This window comes from Mycetocola manganoxydans (assembly GCF_003667545.1).
Classification (GTDB): Bacteria; Actinomycetota; Actinomycetes; order Actinomycetales; family Microbacteriaceae; genus Mycetocola_A; species Mycetocola_A manganoxydans.
Map to the genome: position 1 here is coordinate 85,419 of NZ_RCUV01000005.1, position 17,910 is coordinate 103,328.

At 65.0% G+C, this 17,910-nt stretch carries 16 protein-coding genes; 13 read left to right on the plus strand and 3 right to left on the minus strand.

Annotation, left to right across the window (positions count from 1 at the left end; translation table 11 throughout):
* The first annotated feature begins 10 nt into the window (after positions 1 to 10).
* Positions 11 to 700 carry a lysophospholipid acyltransferase family protein gene (locus D9V29_RS04360; protein ID WP_121672112.1) on the plus strand — a complete coding sequence of 230 codons (690 nt, stop codon included), beginning with the start codon at positions 11 to 13 and terminating at the stop codon, positions 698 to 700.
* A gap of 61 nt (positions 701 to 761) precedes the next feature.
* Positions 762 to 2,129, plus strand: a complete 1,368-nt coding sequence (locus D9V29_RS04365) for a class II 3-deoxy-7-phosphoheptulonate synthase (RefSeq protein ID WP_121672113.1) — start codon at positions 762 to 764, stop codon at positions 2,127 to 2,129.
* Positions 2,130 to 2,196: 67 nt separating this feature from the next.
* On the opposite strand, the gene pknB is transcribed toward D9V29_RS04365, so the two are convergent.
* Complete coding sequence (pknB, locus tag D9V29_RS04370) at positions 2,197 to 4,134, minus strand: Stk1 family PASTA domain-containing Ser/Thr kinase (protein WP_121672114.1); 1,938 nt, start codon at positions 4,132 to 4,134, stop codon at positions 2,197 to 2,199.
* A 124-nt stretch (positions 4,135 to 4,258) separates the two neighbouring features.
* Positions 4,259 to 5,299: a LysM peptidoglycan-binding domain-containing protein gene (locus D9V29_RS04375; RefSeq protein ID WP_121672115.1), complete on the minus strand. Its 1,041-nt coding sequence runs from the start codon at positions 5,297 to 5,299 to the stop codon at positions 4,259 to 4,261.
* Between the two features lie 153 nt (positions 5,300 to 5,452).
* Here D9V29_RS04375 and D9V29_RS04380 point away from each other — a divergent pair, with 153 nt between their 5' ends.
* Positions 5,453 to 5,797, plus strand: coding sequence for an Rv2175c family DNA-binding protein (locus D9V29_RS04380; RefSeq protein WP_121672116.1), 345 nt, complete (start codon positions 5,453 to 5,455; stop codon positions 5,795 to 5,797).
* 21 nt (positions 5,798 to 5,818) lie between these two features.
* Here D9V29_RS04380 and D9V29_RS04385 read toward each other — a convergent pair whose 3' ends face one another.
* Complete coding sequence (locus D9V29_RS04385) at positions 5,819 to 6,913, minus strand: polyprenyl synthetase family protein (protein ID WP_121672117.1); 1,095 nt, start codon at positions 6,911 to 6,913, stop codon at positions 5,819 to 5,821.
* Positions 6,914 to 6,991: 78 nt separating this feature from the next.
* On the opposite strand from D9V29_RS04385, the gene D9V29_RS04390 reads away from it, so the two are divergent.
* From D9V29_RS04390 to D9V29_RS04435, 10 genes are all read left to right on the plus strand, one after another.
* The gene (locus D9V29_RS04390) at positions 6,992 to 7,378 is read left to right on the plus strand and encodes an SCO2097 family morphological protein (protein ID WP_121672324.1); all 387 of its coding nucleotides are present in this window, start codon (positions 6,992 to 6,994) and stop codon (positions 7,376 to 7,378) included.
* A 283-nt stretch (positions 7,379 to 7,661) separates the two neighbouring features.
* The gene (gene mraZ, locus D9V29_RS04395) at positions 7,662 to 8,093 is read left to right on the plus strand and encodes a division/cell wall cluster transcriptional repressor MraZ (protein ID WP_121672118.1); all 432 of its coding nucleotides are present in this window, start codon (positions 7,662 to 7,664) and stop codon (positions 8,091 to 8,093) included.
* Positions 8,094 to 8,196: 103 nt separating this feature from the next.
* A complete protein-coding gene (gene rsmH / locus D9V29_RS04400; RefSeq protein WP_121672119.1) occupies positions 8,197 to 9,153 on the plus strand; it encodes a 16S rRNA (cytosine(1402)-N(4))-methyltransferase RsmH in 957 nt (318 codons plus the stop codon).
* Positions 9,150 to 9,734, plus strand: coding sequence for a cell division protein FtsL (gene ftsL, locus D9V29_RS04405; protein WP_121672120.1), 585 nt, complete (start codon positions 9,150 to 9,152; stop codon positions 9,732 to 9,734). Before rsmH ends, ftsL begins: the two co-directional genes overlap by 4 nt.
* Before the next feature lie 39 nt (positions 9,735 to 9,773).
* Entirely contained in the window at positions 9,774 to 11,561 is a 1,788-nt protein-coding gene (locus tag D9V29_RS04410; RefSeq protein WP_183084911.1) for a peptidoglycan D,D-transpeptidase FtsI family protein, read from the plus strand.
* 68 nt (positions 11,562 to 11,629) lie between these two features.
* Positions 11,630 to 13,045, plus strand: a complete 1,416-nt coding sequence (locus D9V29_RS04415) for a UDP-N-acetylmuramoyl-tripeptide--D-alanyl-D-alanine ligase (RefSeq protein ID WP_121672122.1) — start codon at positions 11,630 to 11,632, stop codon at positions 13,043 to 13,045.
* Positions 13,039 to 14,133 carry a phospho-N-acetylmuramoyl-pentapeptide-transferase gene (gene mraY / locus D9V29_RS04420; RefSeq protein ID WP_121672123.1) on the plus strand — a complete coding sequence of 365 codons (1,095 nt, stop codon included), beginning with the start codon at positions 13,039 to 13,041 and terminating at the stop codon, positions 14,131 to 14,133. The genes D9V29_RS04415 and mraY overlap by 7 nt, the downstream gene beginning before the upstream one ends.
* Before the next feature lie 2 nt (positions 14,134 to 14,135).
* Positions 14,136 to 15,653 carry a UDP-N-acetylmuramoyl-L-alanine--D-glutamate ligase gene (murD, locus tag D9V29_RS04425; RefSeq protein WP_121672124.1) on the plus strand — a complete coding sequence of 506 codons (1,518 nt, stop codon included), beginning with the start codon at positions 14,136 to 14,138 and terminating at the stop codon, positions 15,651 to 15,653.
* Positions 15,622 to 16,830, plus strand: coding sequence for a putative lipid II flippase FtsW (ftsW, locus tag D9V29_RS04430; RefSeq protein WP_121672125.1), 1,209 nt, complete (start codon positions 15,622 to 15,624; stop codon positions 16,828 to 16,830). Before murD ends, ftsW begins: the two co-directional genes overlap by 32 nt.
* Positions 16,827 to 17,903 carry a UDP-N-acetylglucosamine--N-acetylmuramyl-(pentapeptide) pyrophosphoryl-undecaprenol N-acetylglucosamine transferase gene (locus tag D9V29_RS04435; protein WP_121672126.1) on the plus strand — a complete coding sequence of 359 codons (1,077 nt, stop codon included), beginning with the start codon at positions 16,827 to 16,829 and terminating at the stop codon, positions 17,901 to 17,903. The genes ftsW and D9V29_RS04435 overlap by 4 nt, the downstream gene beginning before the upstream one ends.
* Positions 17,904 to 17,910 lie beyond the last annotated feature (7 nt).

Below are 17,910 nucleotides of genomic sequence, written 5' to 3' on the forward strand. Positions count from 1 at the left end.
TGGAACGACGATGTTCTATTGGTTCATGAAGTACCTGGTGGCTGGACCGCTGTTCAAGACGCTGTTCCGCCCGTGGGTGATCGGCCAGGACAACATCCCCAAGACCGGCGGGGCGATCCTCGCCTCCAACCACCTGTCTGTCATCGACTCGGTGTTCCTGCCGCTGTACCTCGATCGCAGGATCTCTTTTCTCGCGAAGAGCGAGTACTTCACCGGCAAGGGACTCAAGGGCTGGGCCACCCGGACGTTCATGAAGGCGACGGGGCAGCTCCCGATCGACCGTTCCGGCGGCAAAGCGTCAGAAGCGTCACTCAACACCGGTCTCCGCATCCTCGGTGGCGGAGACCTCCTGGGCATCTACCCGGAGGGCACACGCAGCCCTGACGGCAAGATGTACCGCGGGCGAACGGGCGTGGCACGCATGGTCCTCGAAGCCGGCGTTCCGATCATCCCCATCGCCATGGTCGACACCGAGAAGATGATGCCGATCGGAACGACCCTGCCGCGACTTCGGCGGATCGGGATCATCATCGGCGAACCGCTCGACTTCAGCCGGTTCGAGGGGATGGAAGGTGACCGCTTCATCCTCCGATCGATCACGGACGAGCTGATGTACGAGATGCAGCGCTTGAGCAAGCAGGAATACGTCGATGTGTACGCGACGAGCGTGAAGGAAAAGGCGCCAACTCTTTCGCGGTAGGGTTGGAAATCGGGCCCGTCGTGGTGCTCACTTCCCCTTCTGAGAGAAACAGGAACGTTCCGTGGTAGATCCAACTGATCCGGTGGTATTGGCAGATGACTCTGTGATTTCCGGTCTGGACTATTGGCGTGAACTGCCGATCAAGCAGCAGCCGGAATGGCCGGATCCGGATGCCGTCGGCCGGGCATCCGCGCAGATCGCTTCGTTTCCTCCCCTCGTCTTCGCGGGTGAGGTCGATATCCTCCGCGAACGACTCGCGCGGGCCGCGAGCGGCGACGCCTTCCTCCTGCAGGGCGGCGACTGTGCCGAAACCTTCGCGGGAGCAACAGCGGACCAGATCCGCAACCGCGTGAAGACCATCCTCCAGATGGCCGTCGTCCTCACCTACGGTGCGTCGATGCCCGTGATCAAGATGGGCCGCATGGCCGGTCAGTTCGCGAAACCCCGCTCGAGCGACACCGAGACCCGCGGCGACGTCACCCTGCCCGCGTACCGAGGTGACATCGTCAACGGGTACGACTTCACTCCTGAGTCGCGCCGCGCCGACCCCAACCGCCTCGTGCAGGGGTACCACACGGCGGCGTCAACGCTCAACCTGATCCGCGCGTTCACGCAGGGCGGTTTTGCCGACCTGCGTCAGGTGCACAGCTGGAACAAGGGCTTCGCGTCCAACCCGGCGAACCACCGGTACGAACAGCTCGCCAGCCAGATCGACAAGGCCATCCGTTTCATGGAGGCCGCAGGAGCTGACTTCGACGAGCTCAAGCGTGTCGAGTTCTACACCGCCCACGAGGGCCTGCTGATGGATTACGAGCGGCCGATGACGCGGATCGACTCGCGCACGGGTACCCCGTACAACACCTCGTCGCACTTCATCTGGATCGGCGAGCGTACGCGGGACCTCGACGGAGCCCACGTCGACTTCCTGTCGCGGGTCCGGAACCCGATCGGTGTCAAGCTCGGCCCGTCGACGACACCCGAGGCGATGCAGGAGCTCATCGAGAAGCTCGACCCCGAGCGGGAGCCTGGTCGGCTCACGTTCATCACGCGGATGGGTGCAGGCAAGATCAGGGATGCCCTGCCTCCGCTTCTCGAGGCGATCAAAGCGACAGACGCCAATCCGCTGTGGGTCACCGACCCGATGCACGGAAACGGAATCACGACGCCGAACGGTTACAAGACCCGCCGCTTCGACGACGTCGTCGACGAAGTGAAGGGTTTCTTCGAAGCGCATCGTGCCGCTGGGACGCACCCGGGCGGCATCCATGTCGAACTCACCGGTGACGACGTCACGGAGTGCCTCGGCGGTTCAGAGCACCTCGACGAGGCTGCCCTGTCGACCCGCTACGAGTCTCTCTGCGACCCGAGGCTCAACCACATGCAGTCCCTCGAACTGGCATTCCTCGTCGCGGAGGAACTCGGCAAGTAGAAGGGGAACACATCGAAGGCGCCGGGAACGAAGGTTCCCGGCGCCTCATGTGTGTTCGGACCGTTCGTCAGTCGAGGATGTTCGCGGTCACCGTGATCGTCGATCCGCGTCTCGCCGACTCGCCGGCTTCGGGGTCGATACTGTCGACGGTCAGCCGCGTCGGCGCCCAGAAGAGTTCCTCGAGGTCGCTTTCCACCGTGGTCTTGAACCCGGCGTCCTGCAGTTTCTGGATGGCGTCGGCGACGAGCATGCCGACGACGTCGGGGATCGGAACAAGGTCGACGCCCTTCGAGACGACCAGGCTGACGTCATCCCCTGGGCGGATCACGCCGTCGGCGACAATGACGGAGAGGACGAGACCCTTGTCGATCTCATCGCTGAAACGTTCCTCGACCTTGTCCGAGACCACCAGGCCGACGTCCTCGAACGCGGCCCGTGCGGCATCCGGACTCAACCCGACACCGTTCGGTATCGCACCGACCGACACCGCGAGGTTGACCGTTTCGCCCTGGAGGATCTCGCCACCGGCGGAGAGATCCTTTTCGCTGGCGGGATCGACGGCGCTGATCACGACGTCTGATTCGACGTCACGGTTGAACTGTTTGTCGACGGTGCCGACCGTGAGCCGATTGTCGGTCAGGAAGGATTGGGTCTCCTCCAGGGTCATGCCCGCGAGTGCCGGCACGGTGACGGGTGCCCGCCCCAGTGACACATTCACGGTGACCGCGGAATCTCGCACGACCTGGCTCCCCGGCCCCGGGTCCGTGCTCGACACGAGTCCTGACGCGACATCGAAGCTGTATTCGCTGCCCTGCTCGACCTGGAGCCCCATCTCCTGAAGGATCGCCGTCGCTTCCTCCGGTGTCGAATTGACCAGATCCGGCATCGAGACCTGAGACCCGGGACCGGCGGCGAAGTACCAGCCGGTGCCCCCGGAGACCGCGGCGAGCATGAGGACAAAGGCCAGGACCCACCAGCCTTTCTTGCGGCGCCTCGCGGTTGTCGTGCGGAGAGCGGATGTCGCATCCTCGGGGGCTACTGGGTCCGTCGACATGTTGGCGGATGTGAGGGCCTGCGTGAACTCGGCGGTGTCGCTGATCGGTGGCGCCGCCGGCATGAGCATCGTCGGGTTGTGTGCCGCCGTCGCCGTCGAAGCGAACCCCAGTTGCTTCTCGACCTCGCGAAGCCGCTCGAGCAACTCGCGGGCGTCGCTTGGACGTTCATCCGGCGACCGCTCCGTAGCCCAGAGAACGAGGTCGTCGAGGGGGTCGGGGACCGACGGGTTCACGACACTCGGCCGCGGAACCGATTCGTTGGCGTGCTGGTAAGCGATCTGCATCGGCTGCTCGCCCTTGTATGGCTGCTCACCTGTGAGCATCTCGTACATCATGATGCCGAGCGCGTAGATGTCGCTTCGAGCATCGGCGACACCGCGTGTGACGAGTTCGGGGGAGAGGTACGCGATCGTACCGAGCAGCGACTGGCCCGTTGCGGTGTTCGCGCTTGCGGCACGGGCGAGACCGAAGTCGCTGATCTTGATGCGACCGTCGTCGGCGAGCAGGACGTTCTCGGGCTTGAGGTCGCGGTGGATGATTCCCGCCCGGTGCGCGGCGGCGAGGCCGCTCGTCACGGCATCCATGATGTCGACGACCTGGCGGGGGGTGAGCTTGCCGTGGTCGCGGAGCAGATCGCGCAGGGTGATCCCCGGGAGGTACTCCATGACCAGGTAGGCGAGATCGGAATCCTGCCCCTGATCGAAGACGCTCACCACGTGCGGATCGGCAAGTCGGGCTGCCGACCGGGCTTCCTGGACGAATCGATTGCGGAAGTTGCTGTCATCGGCGAGGTGACCGTGCATGACCTTGATGGCCACGCGGCGTTCCAGTCGCTGGTCTGTGGCCAGGTAGACGGTTGCCATCCCGCCCCGAGCGATGCGCGAACGGACCTCGTAGCGGTCGTCGATGAGACGACCGATGAGGGGGTCGATCCGCTGGCTCGTTGTCACGATTGGAAGTCTATGGAGCCGGGCACCATACACGCTCGCAAAACACCGGAACGACGGCTAATGGAACCGAATTCGTGACCGGATTGTGAAGAAACCGCCCGATGGGAGCGCTTGAGCGGCCGGGTCAACCGAGCTGGCTGAGCCAGGCCCTGGCCGAGGTCTCCCACTTGGCGTAGGCATCCGGGTGTCCGGATTTCTGGACGGCCTGGGCGGCGTCGGTGAGTGACATCGACGTCCAGCCGGGAATGTCGAACAGACCGACGGTGAGCCCGGGGTTCGGGTTGTTCTTCCCGCCGAAGAACGCCTTGGTCGCCCGGACCGGGTCGAGGAGCTGTGCCGCTGTTCCCCAACCCTGGCTCGGTCGCTGCTGGAACAGGCCGAGCGAGTCGCGATCACCGAACTGCACGTTCCTGAGGCTTGACTCCTGTGCCGCGGCCGCAAGCGCGACGACGATTGCCTCATCGCTCGCTCCGATCGACCGGCCGGTCGCGACGATGATTCGTGCGTTCGTTGCCATTTCGGCGCTCAGCGGGGTCACGGCATCCGCTTTCGCCTTCGGGGTGGGCTTCGGCGTCGGAGCCGGGGGAGACGCGGGGACCGCGGCACTTCCGGGGATCTTCAGGGACTGGCCGGGATAGATGATGCTCGACGCGCTGAGGCCGTTGGCCGCAAGCACGGCTGAGACGGCAACGCCATGGTCCGCTGCTATGCCGCTTACCGTGTCGCCTGCCACGACGACGTGGCTCGTTTTCGGAGCCGGCGCGGGAGCCGCCGCCGGGGGCGCCGGTGTTGCCGTCGCGCCGGTGAGACTGAGGACCTGGCCGGGGAAGATCGTGCTCGACCAGCTCAGTCCGTTGAGCGCGAGCACCGACGCCGTCGCGAGTCCGTACCTGGCGGCGATGTCGCTCACGGTGTCGCCGGCTGCGACGGTGTAGCGGGCAGGAGCGGAGGCGACGGCAGCGACCGCTGCGGGAGCCGTCGCCAGCGGTTTCGGGCTCGGTGCGCTCGTCCGAGGGGAGGGGGAGTGCGGAGCCGCGGCGGCCTCGGTGGGCATCGCCTGCATGCTGGCCGCAAGAGAGCCGGTGAGCAGAATCGGCAGGGTCAAATTGCGCGCCCGCTGGCGCACGTCGCCCGCTCGGTGCGGTGTTACGGTTCGCTGCGCCATGGAAATGGCCCCCATTCGTGTGTCAATCGCCCCTCAGATTCGCACACTGCTGGGATGTGAGTCAATGAGAGTGACGGACGGGACCCGGTAGCGGTGGTGCAAAACGATCCCAAGGGTCCACCGGTCCGCGTTCGATCTGTCACACTCATACCTGTGACAGATCTGTATGCAGACCGCCAGTGGCTGACCATTCCCGACCTCGTCGAGAAGCTCGACCTCACTCCCAGCCGGATTCGCCGCCTGATCGAGGAGCGCCAGCTTCTCGCCATCAAGCGTGACGGTGTCCTCAGTGTGCCGGCCGACTTCCTCAATGACGAGGACCAGCCGCTCAGCGAACTCCGGGGAACGCTTTTCGTCCTCGCCGATGCGCGGTTTACGGACGACGAGGCGATGGAGTGGATGCTCTCCGTCGAGGAAAGTCTCGGCACTGCCCCCATCGACGCCTTGCGCGCCGGCCGCAAAGCCGAGGTGCGCCGCGTCGCCCAGGCGCTCGCCTGAGCCGTCAGGGTCCGGTCCGGCTCAGTAGTTGCGCCTGACCACCGCGTCCGCGAGCGATCGCAGCCCGTTCGTCGCTTCGTCGCTGAGGCCTGCCCCGTCGAGCGCCGCGTTCGCCCGTCCCAGATTGTCGGCGATCATCGCCTCGACCTCGTCGACGGCTCCCGAGTCCCTGATGGTCGCCTGCAGCGACGCGATCTGTTCTGCGTCGAGTGTCGGGTCCCCGAGCAGCTCGTCGAAGATCCGGCGAGCAGCCTTCGGCAACGTCGGCCTGGTGAGTGCGACAAGAACGGTGCGCTTGCCCTCGAGGAGATCATCGCCGCTCGGCTTGCCGGTGACCGCGGCATCACCGAAGACACCCAGCAGATCGTCGCGAAGCTGGAAGGCGATTCCGAGCGGAAGCCCGAAGGCGCGCAACGATGCGACCTGCGTCTCCGTTCCGCCGCCGAGGAGAGCTCCCATCGCAAGCGGGCTTTCGACGCTGTACTTTGCCGACTTGAATATCAGCACCTGCCTGGCGCGGGCGAGCTGATCCTCTTCGGGGTGTGCGCGCCATGCGCGCTCTTCGAGGATGTCGAGGTACTGGCCCGCCGTCACCTCGGTTCTCATCCGAATGAACTCAGCCCGAGTGGCGAGTCTGGCTTCCGGCGCCACCGCGGCGAGGCCTTCGTCGAGGAGTTCGTCGCTCCATCCGAGCAGCAGGTCCCCCAGAAGAATGGCAGCCGCTCGACCATAGCCGTCGCCGTCCCCGTCCCAGCCGGAGGACAGATGGAGGCTCTCGAAACGCTTGTGTGCAGCCGGTGCTCCCCGCCGGGTGTCGGAATTGTCGATGATGTCATCGTGCACGAGCGCGGCGGCGTGGAAGAGCTCGAGGGCGCCGGCGAGGGAGACCATGGCGTCGAGTCCGTTTTCCGGGGCATTTCCCGGTCCGGCGACGCTCGCCCAGCCCCAGTAACAGAAGCTTGCCCGGAAGCGTTTCCCACCGCTGAGAAACTCCCGAGAGAAGGAGGAGAACGGCTCGAGGTCGGCTCCGACCTGGGCGAGAATGGATTCACGAGAACTCAGGAAATTGTCGATTCTCGACTGGACCAGGTCGTGCAGGTTGGCAGTTTCACTCACAGCGCTAGCCTAGCCATCTGACCATGGCTAGAATTGACGAGATGGACCTGCGTCGAACCCGAGTTGGAGGGGAACATCATGCCACTGTCTGAACAGGAGCAACGGCTTCTCGATGAGATGGAGCGCAACCTCTACCGGAACGATGCCGACTTCGTGTCGACCGTCGGGGACCGGCGTGGTCGCCCCACCTATCGAAGCGTTGCGCTCGGAAGCGTCATCACCATCGTGGGCGCCGCTGCTCTCGTGCTCGGTGTGATTCTTCAGCAGCCCATCATCGGGATCCTCGGGTTCGGGGTCATGCTCGCCGGCGTTCTCGTCGCGATCTCTCCCGGTAAAGCGGATGCCGATGCTCCCGCAGACAAGGACGGCTTCGCCTCCGCGTCGACGAGCAATCCGCGGAAGGGTTCGACCACATTCATGGACCGGATGAACGACCGCTGGGACAAGCGCCAGGACGACCGCTAGGCGATCCTCCACTTTCACCCCTCACTTCAGGGCCGACCGAAAGGTCGGCCCTTTTTTGTGCCCGAAATCGGGCGTTCGCCTCGTCGCCCGTTCCGTCGAGCGTCGAAATGCGCCCTCGAAGCGTATAAGCGCTCCATTTCCCTCCACCTCGTCGATCGTTGACGTGGAGCGGAGAACGGCCCATTGATAGCGGCAATAACGCCGTTTTCGTAGATTTGTGGTGCGAAGTGGAGTAAAGTGGAGAAGACCCAGAGTTGGCCGGAACGAGAGGGAGGGCGTAGCGATGTTTCTTGGCACCTACGCCCCGAAGCTCGATGAGAAGGGCCGCATCATCCTGCCGGCGAAGTTTCGTGACGAACTCGCAGGGGGAGTGGTCATGACCCGTGGCCAGGAGCACTGCGTCTACGTCTTCAGCAACCGTGAATTCGAATCGCTGCACGAGAAGATCCGCCAGGCGCCCGTCACGAGCAAACAGGCTCGGGACTACCTGCGTGTCTTCCTCTCCGGTGCCAGCGCGGAGACCCCCGACAAGCAGCACCGTGTCACGGTGCCTGCAGCGCTCAGGAATTACGCCGGACTCGGCCGCGACCTCACCGTCATCGGCGCAGGAAGCCGCGCGGAGATCTGGGACACCGAAGCCTGGGAGGCCTACCTGGCCGAGCAGGAAGCGGCGTTCTCCGACACAGCGGAGGAGGTGATCCCCGGACTCTTCTAGTCCCCGGATTCTGACTCCCAGCCGTTCACACGCCCTGACACACTTCCCCGGTGCCAGGTCGGAATGGATGGGGATCAGGACCCGGGGCCTCCCGGGACATCTCATGGAACTCAACAACATCCACACCCCCGTACTTCTCGAACGATGCATCGAACTGCTCGCCCCGGCGATCAGCAAGCCGGGTGCAGTGCTCGTCGATGCCACTCTCGGCATGGGCGGCCACGCCGAAGCATTCCTCGAGCGCTTCGAGCACCTCACGCTCGTCGGCCTCGACCGTGACCTCGACGCACTGGCGATCGCGGAGGAGCGGCTCAAGCGTTTCGCCGGACGTTTTCATCCCGTGCACACCGTCTACGACGGCATCCGCGAGGCGCTCGACGGGCTCGGCCTCGAGAGCACAAGCGGCATCCTCTTCGACCTCGGCGTCTCATCGTTCCAACTCGACCAGGTCGACAGGGGATTCTCGTATTCCCAGGACGCGCCCCTCGACATGCGGATGGACGCGACGAGTGAGCTCACGGCCGAGCACATTCTTGCGACGTACCGTGAGGGCGACCTCCGCAGGATCTTCGAGGACTATGGCGAGGAAAAACTCGCCGGCCGTTACGCGCGCAAGATCGTCGAAGCCAGGAGCGTCGCCCCGATCACCCGCTCCGGCCAGCTCGTGCAGCTTCTGCAGGAAGCGACACCGGCAGCGGTCTCGCGCGCAGGTCACCCGGCCAAGAGGGTCTTCCAGGCCCTCCGGATCGAAGTCAATACGGAGCTCAAGGTCCTCCGGGCAGCGATTCCCGCAGCCCTCGAGACGCTCGAAGTAGGCGGACGCATCGTCGTCCTGTCGTACCAGTCACTCGAGGACCGCATCGTCAAGCGGGACTTCCAGGCTGCGACGGCATCCACGTCGCCCGCCGACCTCCCGGTGGAGCTCCCCGAGCATTCACCGCGATTCAAGCTCCTCGTCAAGGGAGCCGAACTCGCCACAGACGCCGAAAAAGCAGAGAACCCGCGTGCGACACCCGTCCGGTTGCGCGCGGCTGAACGACTGAAGTTGAGGAACACATGAGCGCTACCGCCGTCAGCCTCCCGCGCCGTGCCTTTGCACCGACGCCAACCGAGCACGCCCCCCGGCCGGTTCGCGCCGTTCCGGATGCCGTCGGCCGTCGCGCCCGGCCGAAGCTCGCGTACGCGGTTGTCGCCGTCGGGGGAGTCCTCGCCATGGTTGTCGCGCAGTTGCTCCTCAGCGTCGGGCTGAGCCACGGTGCATACGAGATGTCAGCGCTGCAGCAGCAGCAGACCACGCTCGGCTGGCAGCAGCAATCGGTCTCGGACGATCTCATGAACGTGTCTTCACCGCAGTTCATCGCCGCAAACGCCCAGGCTCTCGGCATGGTCATCAACGGCACCCCCGCGTACCTCCGCCTCTCTGACGGCGCCATCGTCGGCGTGCCCGCCGCGGCGACGACCGAGACGGAGATTCCGGTGGGGCCGTCGACGCTCGTCGGTAACTCGCTCCTCGACGGAGTGCCACTCGTGACCGTTCCCGGAGCAACGGTGGATCCGGCGGCAGCAGGCGTGGCAGACGCCGACGCGACGGCCGCGCCCGTATCGTTGGAAAACGGCATCCCCGCGCCACAGACCCGCTAGGCGCCGGAGGTAGGGATGCCACGGCTCAAAGGACGGCGCGTGGTCAAACACTCACTCTCAACCCGACGTCGCGTGACCGTCGCAATCCTCTGCGTCGTGGTCATCGTCGGTGCGTTCGTCGTCCGGCTCATCGACATCCAGGTGGTCCGCGCTGATCAGCTCGTCGCTGCCTCACTCGAGAAGACCTCTGGTGCCGGGACCCTGTACGCGCCTCGCGGAAACATCGTCGACACCAATGGCACCCTGCTCGCCGGAAGCGTTACCCGCTTCGACGTCACCATCTCGCCGGTCGACGTCGACGACGTCGACCGCATCGACGACGACGGCAACAAGGTGACCATCCCGGCGGCAGACGCTCTCGCCGAGGTCGCTGCCGTCACAGGTCAAAAGGCTGAGGACGTGCAGAAGATCGTCGCGGACGCGCTCGAGAAGGATGCGTCGGCGAACTTCGCTTTTCTGACCCGCGGGGTCGGGTACGACACCTATCAGGCGCTCATGGAGCTGAAGAAGAGCGGCACGTGGTGGATCTACACCCAGCAGACCTCGGGGCGGACCTATCCGAACGGAGCCGTTGCCGGTGGCGTGCTTGGCTTCGTCGGCAGCGACAACGCCGGTCTCGGTGGGCTTGAACTGGCGCAGGACTCCTGCCTCACCGGTCAGAACGGCACACAGGCATTCCAGCGTTCGAAGGACAATGTTGCACTCCCCGGCACGACGACCATCACGAAAGAGCCTGAACCCGGCGGTGAGCTCAAGCTGACCCTCGACGCCGACCTCAACTGGTACATGCAGCAGCTTGTTGCTTCCCAGGTCACAGCCCAGCAGGCGGCGTGGGGCACCATCGTCGTGACCGAGGCGAAGACCGGGAAGATCCGGGCCATTGCCGAGGCGCCATCGCTCGACCCCAACGACGTCTCGGCGACAGCGGCCGAAGAACGACGATCGCGCGTCTTCCAAAACAGGTTCGAGCCTGGCTCCGTCTTCAAGCCCCTCACCGCGGCATCCCTCATCGATGCGGGGCTCGCCACCCCGGCGTCCCAGGTGATCGCCGACTACCGCTACAAGCCGAAGAACGGGGCGAGCATCAAGGACGCGCTCCCGCACGAACGCCAGCAACTGACACTCGCCGGCGTGCTCCAGACCTCGTCCAACACGGGCACCAGCCAGCTGGGTGAGAAGCTGAGCGCTGAAAAACGCTACAACTACCTCGATGCCTTCGGATTCGGCCACGCGAGTGGCCTCAAGTTCCCCGGAGAACAAAAGGGCGTCCTCCACCCGTGGCAGGAGTGGGACAACCAGACCTACTACACCACCATGTTCGGTCAGGGAGTCGACGTCACGGGCATCGAGCTTGCCGGTGCCTATCAGGCTCTCGCCAACTTGGGTGAGAAGCTCCCGCTCCAGCTGATCGAAGGCTGCAGCTACCCGGACGGCACCGTGACCGGTGCACCCGAGAAGGCCAAGCCGGAGCGCATCGTCTCCGAGAAAGCGGCGCTCGAAACCCTGGGAATGATGGAAACCGTCGTCACCGAAGGCTTCTGGTCGGAGTCGCTCGAGATCCCCGGTTACCGTGTCGCCGCCAAGTCAGGAACGGGCGAGCAGATCATCGACGGTATACTTCAAGACACGTTCTATTCATCGATGGCAGGCGCAGTTCCGGCCGATGACCCCGAGTATGTGGTCACCGTCACCCTGAAGGATCCGCTCTACAAGCGGTCATCAGCTGCAGCTGCTCCGGTTTTCAAGGAAGCCGTCCTCCAGGTGATCAAGAAGTACGGAATCCCGCCGTCGACCACCCCCGGCGCGAACTACCCCGGAACCTACTAACCCATGCGTGCGAGCACATTTCCCCTCGCACAGGCCGCACCCCGCCGTGCCGGAAAGACCTACTTTTTATGATTCGTTTGACGCTGTCCGAGATCGCCGACCGGCTCTCGGGAACCCTCCACCCGGGAACGACCGACGCTGCGGGCGGCACCATCGTCGACGGCCCGGTTGAGACCGACTCCCGGGAGATCGTGCCAGGAGGCATCTTCGTCGCCAAACGTGGTGACGACACCGACGGTCACCTGTTCGTCGGAGCCGCCCTCGCGAAGGGCGCGACCCTCGCCATCGTCGAGCACCCCGTCGACGATCCGATCGCCCAGATCGTGGTTGCGGATGCCGTCGCGGCGCTGGGCGAGCTCGCCCGGTTCGTGGTCGAGCGCGTGCGTTCGACGGGCGAACTGACCGTCATCGGCATCACCGGTTCAAACGGTAAGACCACCACCAAGAACATGCTCGAGCGGATCCTCTCCGCCGAGGGTGAAACCGTAGCCCCGATCCGTTCGTTCAACAACGCCGTCGGTGCACCGACCACGATGCTCCGCGTCACCGATTCCACCCGGTACCTCATCGTCGAGATGGGTGCGAGCGGAATCGGCGACATCGCCCGGCTCGTCGCTCTCGCGCGTCCGGACGTCGGGGTCGTCCTCAAAGTGGGCCTCGCTCACGCCGGCGGCTTCGGCGGAATCGAGTCGACCCTCGCGGCGAAGACTGAGATGGTCACCGACCTGCCCGAGACAGGAGTCGCCGTCCTCAACGCCGACGATCCACGCGTGGCGTCCATGGCGGACAAGACCCCCGCCAGGGTCCTGCGTTTCGGTTCCGAAGTCGACGCCGACATCCGGGCCACCGATATCGCAGGCACCCGTACCGGGACGAACTTCACCGTGCACGCACCGGGGGAGGACCCTGCCCCCGTCCGTCTTCGCGTTCTCGGTGAGCACCACGTCTCGAACGCCCTCGCCGCGATCAGCGTGGCGACCACGCTCGGTGTACCGCTTGCCCGCTCGGCCGCCGCACTGGGGACTTTGGCGCGAGCGGAACGCTGGAGGATGGAAGTTCTCGGTGGCCGGGACGACGTCACGATCATCAACGATGCCTACAACGCGAGCCCTGACTCGATGTCGGCTGCCATCAAGACGCTCGCCCAGATCTCCGAACCAGGCAAGCGCACGATTGCTGTGCTCGGCGCGATGAGTGAACTCGGAGAATACTCCGGTGAAGAACACGACCGGATCGGCCTGCAACTCGTCCGGCTCAACATCTCGCGCCTCGTCGTCGTCGGACCCGAGGCACGCCGCCTGCACATCAGCGCGATCAACGAGGGGTCGTGGGATGGCGAGAGCGTGTACTTTGACGATATGGACGCGGCCTACGACTACCTCGCTGCTGAAATCATCCCGGGGGACACGGTGCTCGTGAAATCCTCCAACTCTGCCCAGCTGAGATTCCTGGGCGACCGGTTAGGAGACCTCTTCTCGTGGTAGCACTTCTCACGGCAGGCGCCCTGGCGATGGCGTTCTCGCTGTTCCTCACGCCGGTGTTCGTCAAACTGTTCAAGAAACTCGAGTGGGGCCAGTTCATCCGCGATGACGGTCCCAAGTCGCACCACGCCAAGCGCGGAACCGCGACCATGGGTGGACTCGTCATCATCGCGGCGACGCTGTTCGGCTTCTTCACGGCGATGCTCATCACCGGCGACACGATCAGTGTGTCAGCACTTCTCGTTCTGTTCATGATGGTCGGTCTCGGCGTCGTCGGCTTCATCGACGACTTCACGAAGACCCGCAAGCAGCGAAGCCTCGGTCTCGGGGGATGGGCAAAAATCTTCGGACAGGTGCTCGTCGCGGTGACCTTCGGAATCCTCGCCATCAACTTCCCGACGGCGGAGGGTGTGACCCCCGCCTCCACGGCGATCTCGGCGACGCGCGACCTGCCGATCGATCTGATGATTCTCGGTCCGGTGATCGGGGTCACCCTGTACCTGCTCTGGACGAGCTTCATCGTGACGGCAGCTTCCAACGGTGTCAACGTGACCGACGGACTTGACGGGCTCGCCACCGGAGCATCGATCCTCGCCATCGGCTCGTACGTGATCATCGGGTTCTGGCAGTACAACCAGTCCTGCGCCGCTCTCGGTCTCGCTGACGACGTGGCATACAAATGCTACGAGGTCCGCGACCCGCTGGCTCTGGCCATCGTCGCCGCTGCCATCTGCGGCGCGCTCATCGGATTCCTGTGGTGGAACACCTCCCCAGCGTCGATCTTCCTCGGTGACACCGGGTCCCTCGCACTCGGCGGCGCCATCGCCGCCCTCGCGATCCTCACGCGCACCGAACTGCTCCTCGTGCTCATCGGCGGCCTCTTCGTCATCGAGACCGGCTCCGTCATCGTGCAGCGCGCGTACTTCAAGGTCACCGGCGGCAAACGGATCTTCCGGATGAGCCCGATCCACCACCACTTCGAACTCAAGGGCTGGGCCGAAGTCACCGTCGTCGTCCGGTTCTGGATCGTCGGTGGGCTCCTCGTCGCCGCCGGCGTCGGAACCTTCTACCTCGAGTGGATCCTGAGATAACCATGACGAACCGACTGGACACCCTGACCAGCTGGCGCGCCGACTGGACCGGACTCCGTGTCGGGGTCCTCGGCCTCGGCGTCACCGGATTCTCCGTCGCGGACACTCTCGCCGAACTCGGTGCCGATGTCCTCGTCGTCGCGTCGAAGGCTCCAGATGAGCGCGCGGGACTCCTCAATGTCATCGGAGCGCGCCTCGTGCGCAGCGACCTCGACACCGCCCCGGCGGAACTCGTCGAGCACCGTGCAGACGTTCTCGTCGTGTCTCCGGGGTTCGCCCCGTCGCATCCATTGCTCGTCTGGGCCGCTGAACAGGGCATCCCGGTCTGGGGCGACGTCGAACTGGCCTGGCGGGTTCGCGACAAGGTTGGCACCCCCGCCGAGTGGATCCTCGTCACGGGGACGAACGGCAAGACGACGAGCGTCCAGCTGACGGCCGCGATGATCGCCGAGGCAGGTCTCCGCGTCGCCCCGTGCGGCAACATCGGCATCCCGGTACTCGACGCGATCCGCGACCCGCAGGGCTTCGACGTGCTCGTCGTCGAACTGTCGAGCTACCAGCTCCACTACCTGGCCGGGCAGGCAGGTCCCGACAAAGTGACTCCATATTCGAGCGTCTGCCTCAACATCGCCGATGACCACCTCGACTGGCACGGTTCCCTTGAGGCCTACATCGCCGCGAAGGGCGAGGTCTACTCGCGGACGAAGGTGGCGTGCGTCTACAACCGTTCGGATGCCGTCACCGAGCGACTCGTGAGGGACGCCGACGTCTCCGATGGCGCGCGAGCCATCGGTTTCGGCCTCGGGGTGCCTGGGCCGAGCGATCTCGGGATCGTCGACGGCATCCTCGTCGACCGAGCCTTCCTCGAGGAGCGCTTCACCTCCGCGCTCGAACTCACCACCGTCGACGACCTTGCCGCAGCAGGGCTCGCGGCGCCCCACATCGTCGCCAATGTGCTCGCGGCCGCCGCCCTCGCTCGATCCTTCGGTGTGGCGCCGGCGATCATTTCCCGCGCGCTCTCGACGTTCTCGCTCGATGCCCACCGCATCCAGCTCGTTCTCACTGCCGGTGGAGTCGGCTGGGTGAACGATTCGAAGGCCACCAATCCCCACGCCGCCGACGCCTCGCTCCGCTCGTATCCCTCCGTCGTCTGGATCCTCGGCGGTCTGCTCAAGGGCGTCGACGTCGGCGACCTCGTCGCCCGTCACGCCGATCGCCTCCGCGGAGCCGTCGTCATCGGCGTCGACCGTGTCGCGGTACTCGCCGCATTCGAGCGACACGCCCCGGAAGTCCCTGTGTTCGAGGTGACGGCGGATGACACTGGAAACGTCATGACCCAGGCCGTCGACCTGGCGAGCGGGGTAGCGGCGTCAGGCGACGTCGTCCTCCTCGCTCCCGCCGCGGCATCCATGGACCAGTTCGCGGATTACGCCGAACGGGGCAGACAATTCAGTGACGCCGTGCAGAAACGATGGGGAGGATCGAGAGATGAGCGCCCCGACGACCAGTCGCACCGGTAGCGACGACCGACCGGCATCCGCCCGGATCTCCCTCGGGCACACGCTCACCCCGCAGTCGAAGAACTATCTGCTCGTCCTCGGCACGACCCTGTTTCTCGTCGGGGTCGGGCTGGTGATCATCCTGTCGTCGTCGTCCGTCGATTCCTTCCTCGACAACAAAGGCTTCTTCGGAGGGTTCTGGAAGCAGGCCACCTACGCGGTGATCGGTATTCCGCTCATGCTCGTGATCAGCCGGATTCCCGCGAAGTTCTGGAAACGGTGGGCCTGGGTCGTTCTCGGTGGCGCTCTGCTGCTGCAGCTCCTCGTCTTCTCGCCTCTCGGCTTCGGGAGCGGTGGAAACCGCAACTGGATCGCCGTCGGCCCGCTCAACGGACAGCCATCGGAATTGCTCAAGCTGGCTCTCGCGATCTGGCTCGGTGCTGTTCTCAGCCGGAAGATGGCGTTGCTGTCGGACTGGAAGCACGCGTTCATCCCTGCGATCCCGGTGAGTGCACTCGCACTCGGACTCGTTCTTGCCGGTCACGACCTCGGAACGGTCGTCGTGATGGGAGGACTCGTGTTCGGCGCGCTGTTCTTCTCCAACGTCAAACTCCGTTTCCTCGCCGTCCCCGTTCTCGCCGGCATCCTGATGTTCTTCGTCATGGCGATCATGAGCCCGAACCGGATGGCCAGGATCATGACGTTCCTCGACGAGGAGTGCCTCGACTATGAAGGTCTGTGCTGGCAGCCGCTTCACGGAACCTGGGCTCTCGCAAACGGGGGAGTGTTCGGCCTCGGACTGGGCAACTCGCGTGAGAAATATTCCTGGCTCCCCGCTGCATCCGACGACTACATCTTCGCGATCATCGGTGAGGAGCTCGGACTGATCGGTGGGGTCGTCGTCCTCGTCATGTTCGTGCTGCTCGCTGTCGGCTTCGTTCGCATCATCCGCGCCAGTTCCGATCCCTTTGTCCGCATCACGACCGGCGCAATTCTCGTCTGGATCGTCGGCCAGGCGTTCATCAACATCGGGGTCGTTCTTCGCCTGCTCCCGGTGCTCGGTGTTCCGCTCCCATTCATCTCCGCAGGAGGAACTGCTCTCTTGACATCACTCGCCGCCATCGGAATCGTGCTCGCCTTCGCGAGGGAACAATCTTCGCCCCGGAGCGCTCTCGCCGAAGGGCGGTTCCAGTCATGACCGCGTACCTTCTCGCCGGCGGCGGTACCGCCGGTCACGTCAATCCGCTCCTGGCCGTCGCGGACGCCATCACCGAGCGTGAGCCCGACGCGCAGGTCCTCGTCCTCGGAACGAAGGAGGGGCTGGAGTCCAGGCTCGTTCCCGAACGCGGTTACGAACTCCTGACCATCGCGAAGCTCCCGTTCCCACGACGGATCAATCGCCGCGCGCTGAGCTTCGGGTCGCGGTTCCGGCAGGCAGTGTCCGAGATCGTCGCGATGATCGCTGAGCACAACATCGACGTCGTTGTCGGATTCGGCGGCTACGCCTCGGCGCCCGCGTATCTCGCAGCGCGTCGCGCAGGCATCCCGGTCGTCGTCCACGAGGCGAACGCGAAGCCTGGGCTTGCCAACCGGCTCGGAGCGCGATTCACTCCGTTCGTCGGAGTCGCCTTCCACGGGACGAAACTGCGCCAGTCCCGCTTCGTCGGGATGCCGCTCCGACGCGAGATCGAACGTCTCGATCGAGACGTGGCGAGAAAAGAAGCGGCCGACCTGTTCGGGCTCGCGGGCGACCGGCCCACGCTCCTCGTCACCGGCGGTTCACTCGGCGCACGCCGGGTCAACGAGACCATCTTCGCGTCACGGCAGACGATCATCGACGCCGGCTACCAGATCCTCCACATCGTCGGAAGTAAATCCGACCTCACCGACCCGGGAACCGAGCACTACCACCTCGTGAACTATTGCGACCGGATGGACCTCGCCCTCGCCGTCGCCGACTTCGCCGTGTCCCGCGCGGGCGCTGCCACCGTATCCGAACTCTCAGCGCTCGGGATCCCCGCCGCGTATGTTCCCTATCCTGTCGGCAACGGCGAGCAGCGCTACAACGCCGCAGACGCAGTCCATGCCGGGGGAGCGGTCATCGTCCTCGACGCCAAATTCACCCCGGAGTGGATCGAGACCTCGCTCGTCCCGCTGATCACCGACCGGATGCGGGTCCAGGACATGGCCGTGCAGTCCCGGCTGATGGGCACCCTCGAGGGCACCAGCCGGATGTACGACCTCATTCACGAATCCCTCGCCGGGCGCTGACACCCAG

Coding starts and splice junctions, on each gene's coding strand:
- D9V29_RS04360 (WP_121672112.1), top strand. CDS start 11: ATGTTCTATTGGTTCATGAAGTACCTGGTGGCTGGACCGCTGTTCAAG.
- D9V29_RS04375 (WP_121672115.1), bottom strand. CDS start 5,299: ATGGCGCAGCGAACCGTAACACCGCACCGAGCGGGCGACGTGCGCCAG.
- D9V29_RS04390 (WP_121672324.1), top strand. CDS start 6,992: ATGCCACTGTCTGAACAGGAGCAACGGCTTCTCGATGAGATGGAGCGC.
- mraZ (WP_121672118.1), top strand. CDS start 7,662: ATGTTTCTTGGCACCTACGCCCCGAAGCTCGATGAGAAGGGCCGCATC.
- rsmH (WP_121672119.1), top strand. CDS start 8,197: ATGGAACTCAACAACATCCACACCCCCGTACTTCTCGAACGATGCATC.
- ftsL (WP_121672120.1), top strand. CDS start 9,150: ATGAGCGCTACCGCCGTCAGCCTCCCGCGCCGTGCCTTTGCACCGACG.
- D9V29_RS04415 (WP_121672122.1), top strand. CDS start 11,630: ATGATTCGTTTGACGCTGTCCGAGATCGCCGACCGGCTCTCGGGAACC.
- murD (WP_121672124.1), top strand. CDS start 14,136: ATGACGAACCGACTGGACACCCTGACCAGCTGGCGCGCCGACTGGACC.
- ftsW (WP_121672125.1), top strand. CDS start 15,622: ATGAGCGCCCCGACGACCAGTCGCACCGGTAGCGACGACCGACCGGCA.
- D9V29_RS04435 (WP_121672126.1), top strand. CDS start 16,827: ATGACCGCGTACCTTCTCGCCGGCGGCGGTACCGCCGGTCACGTCAAT.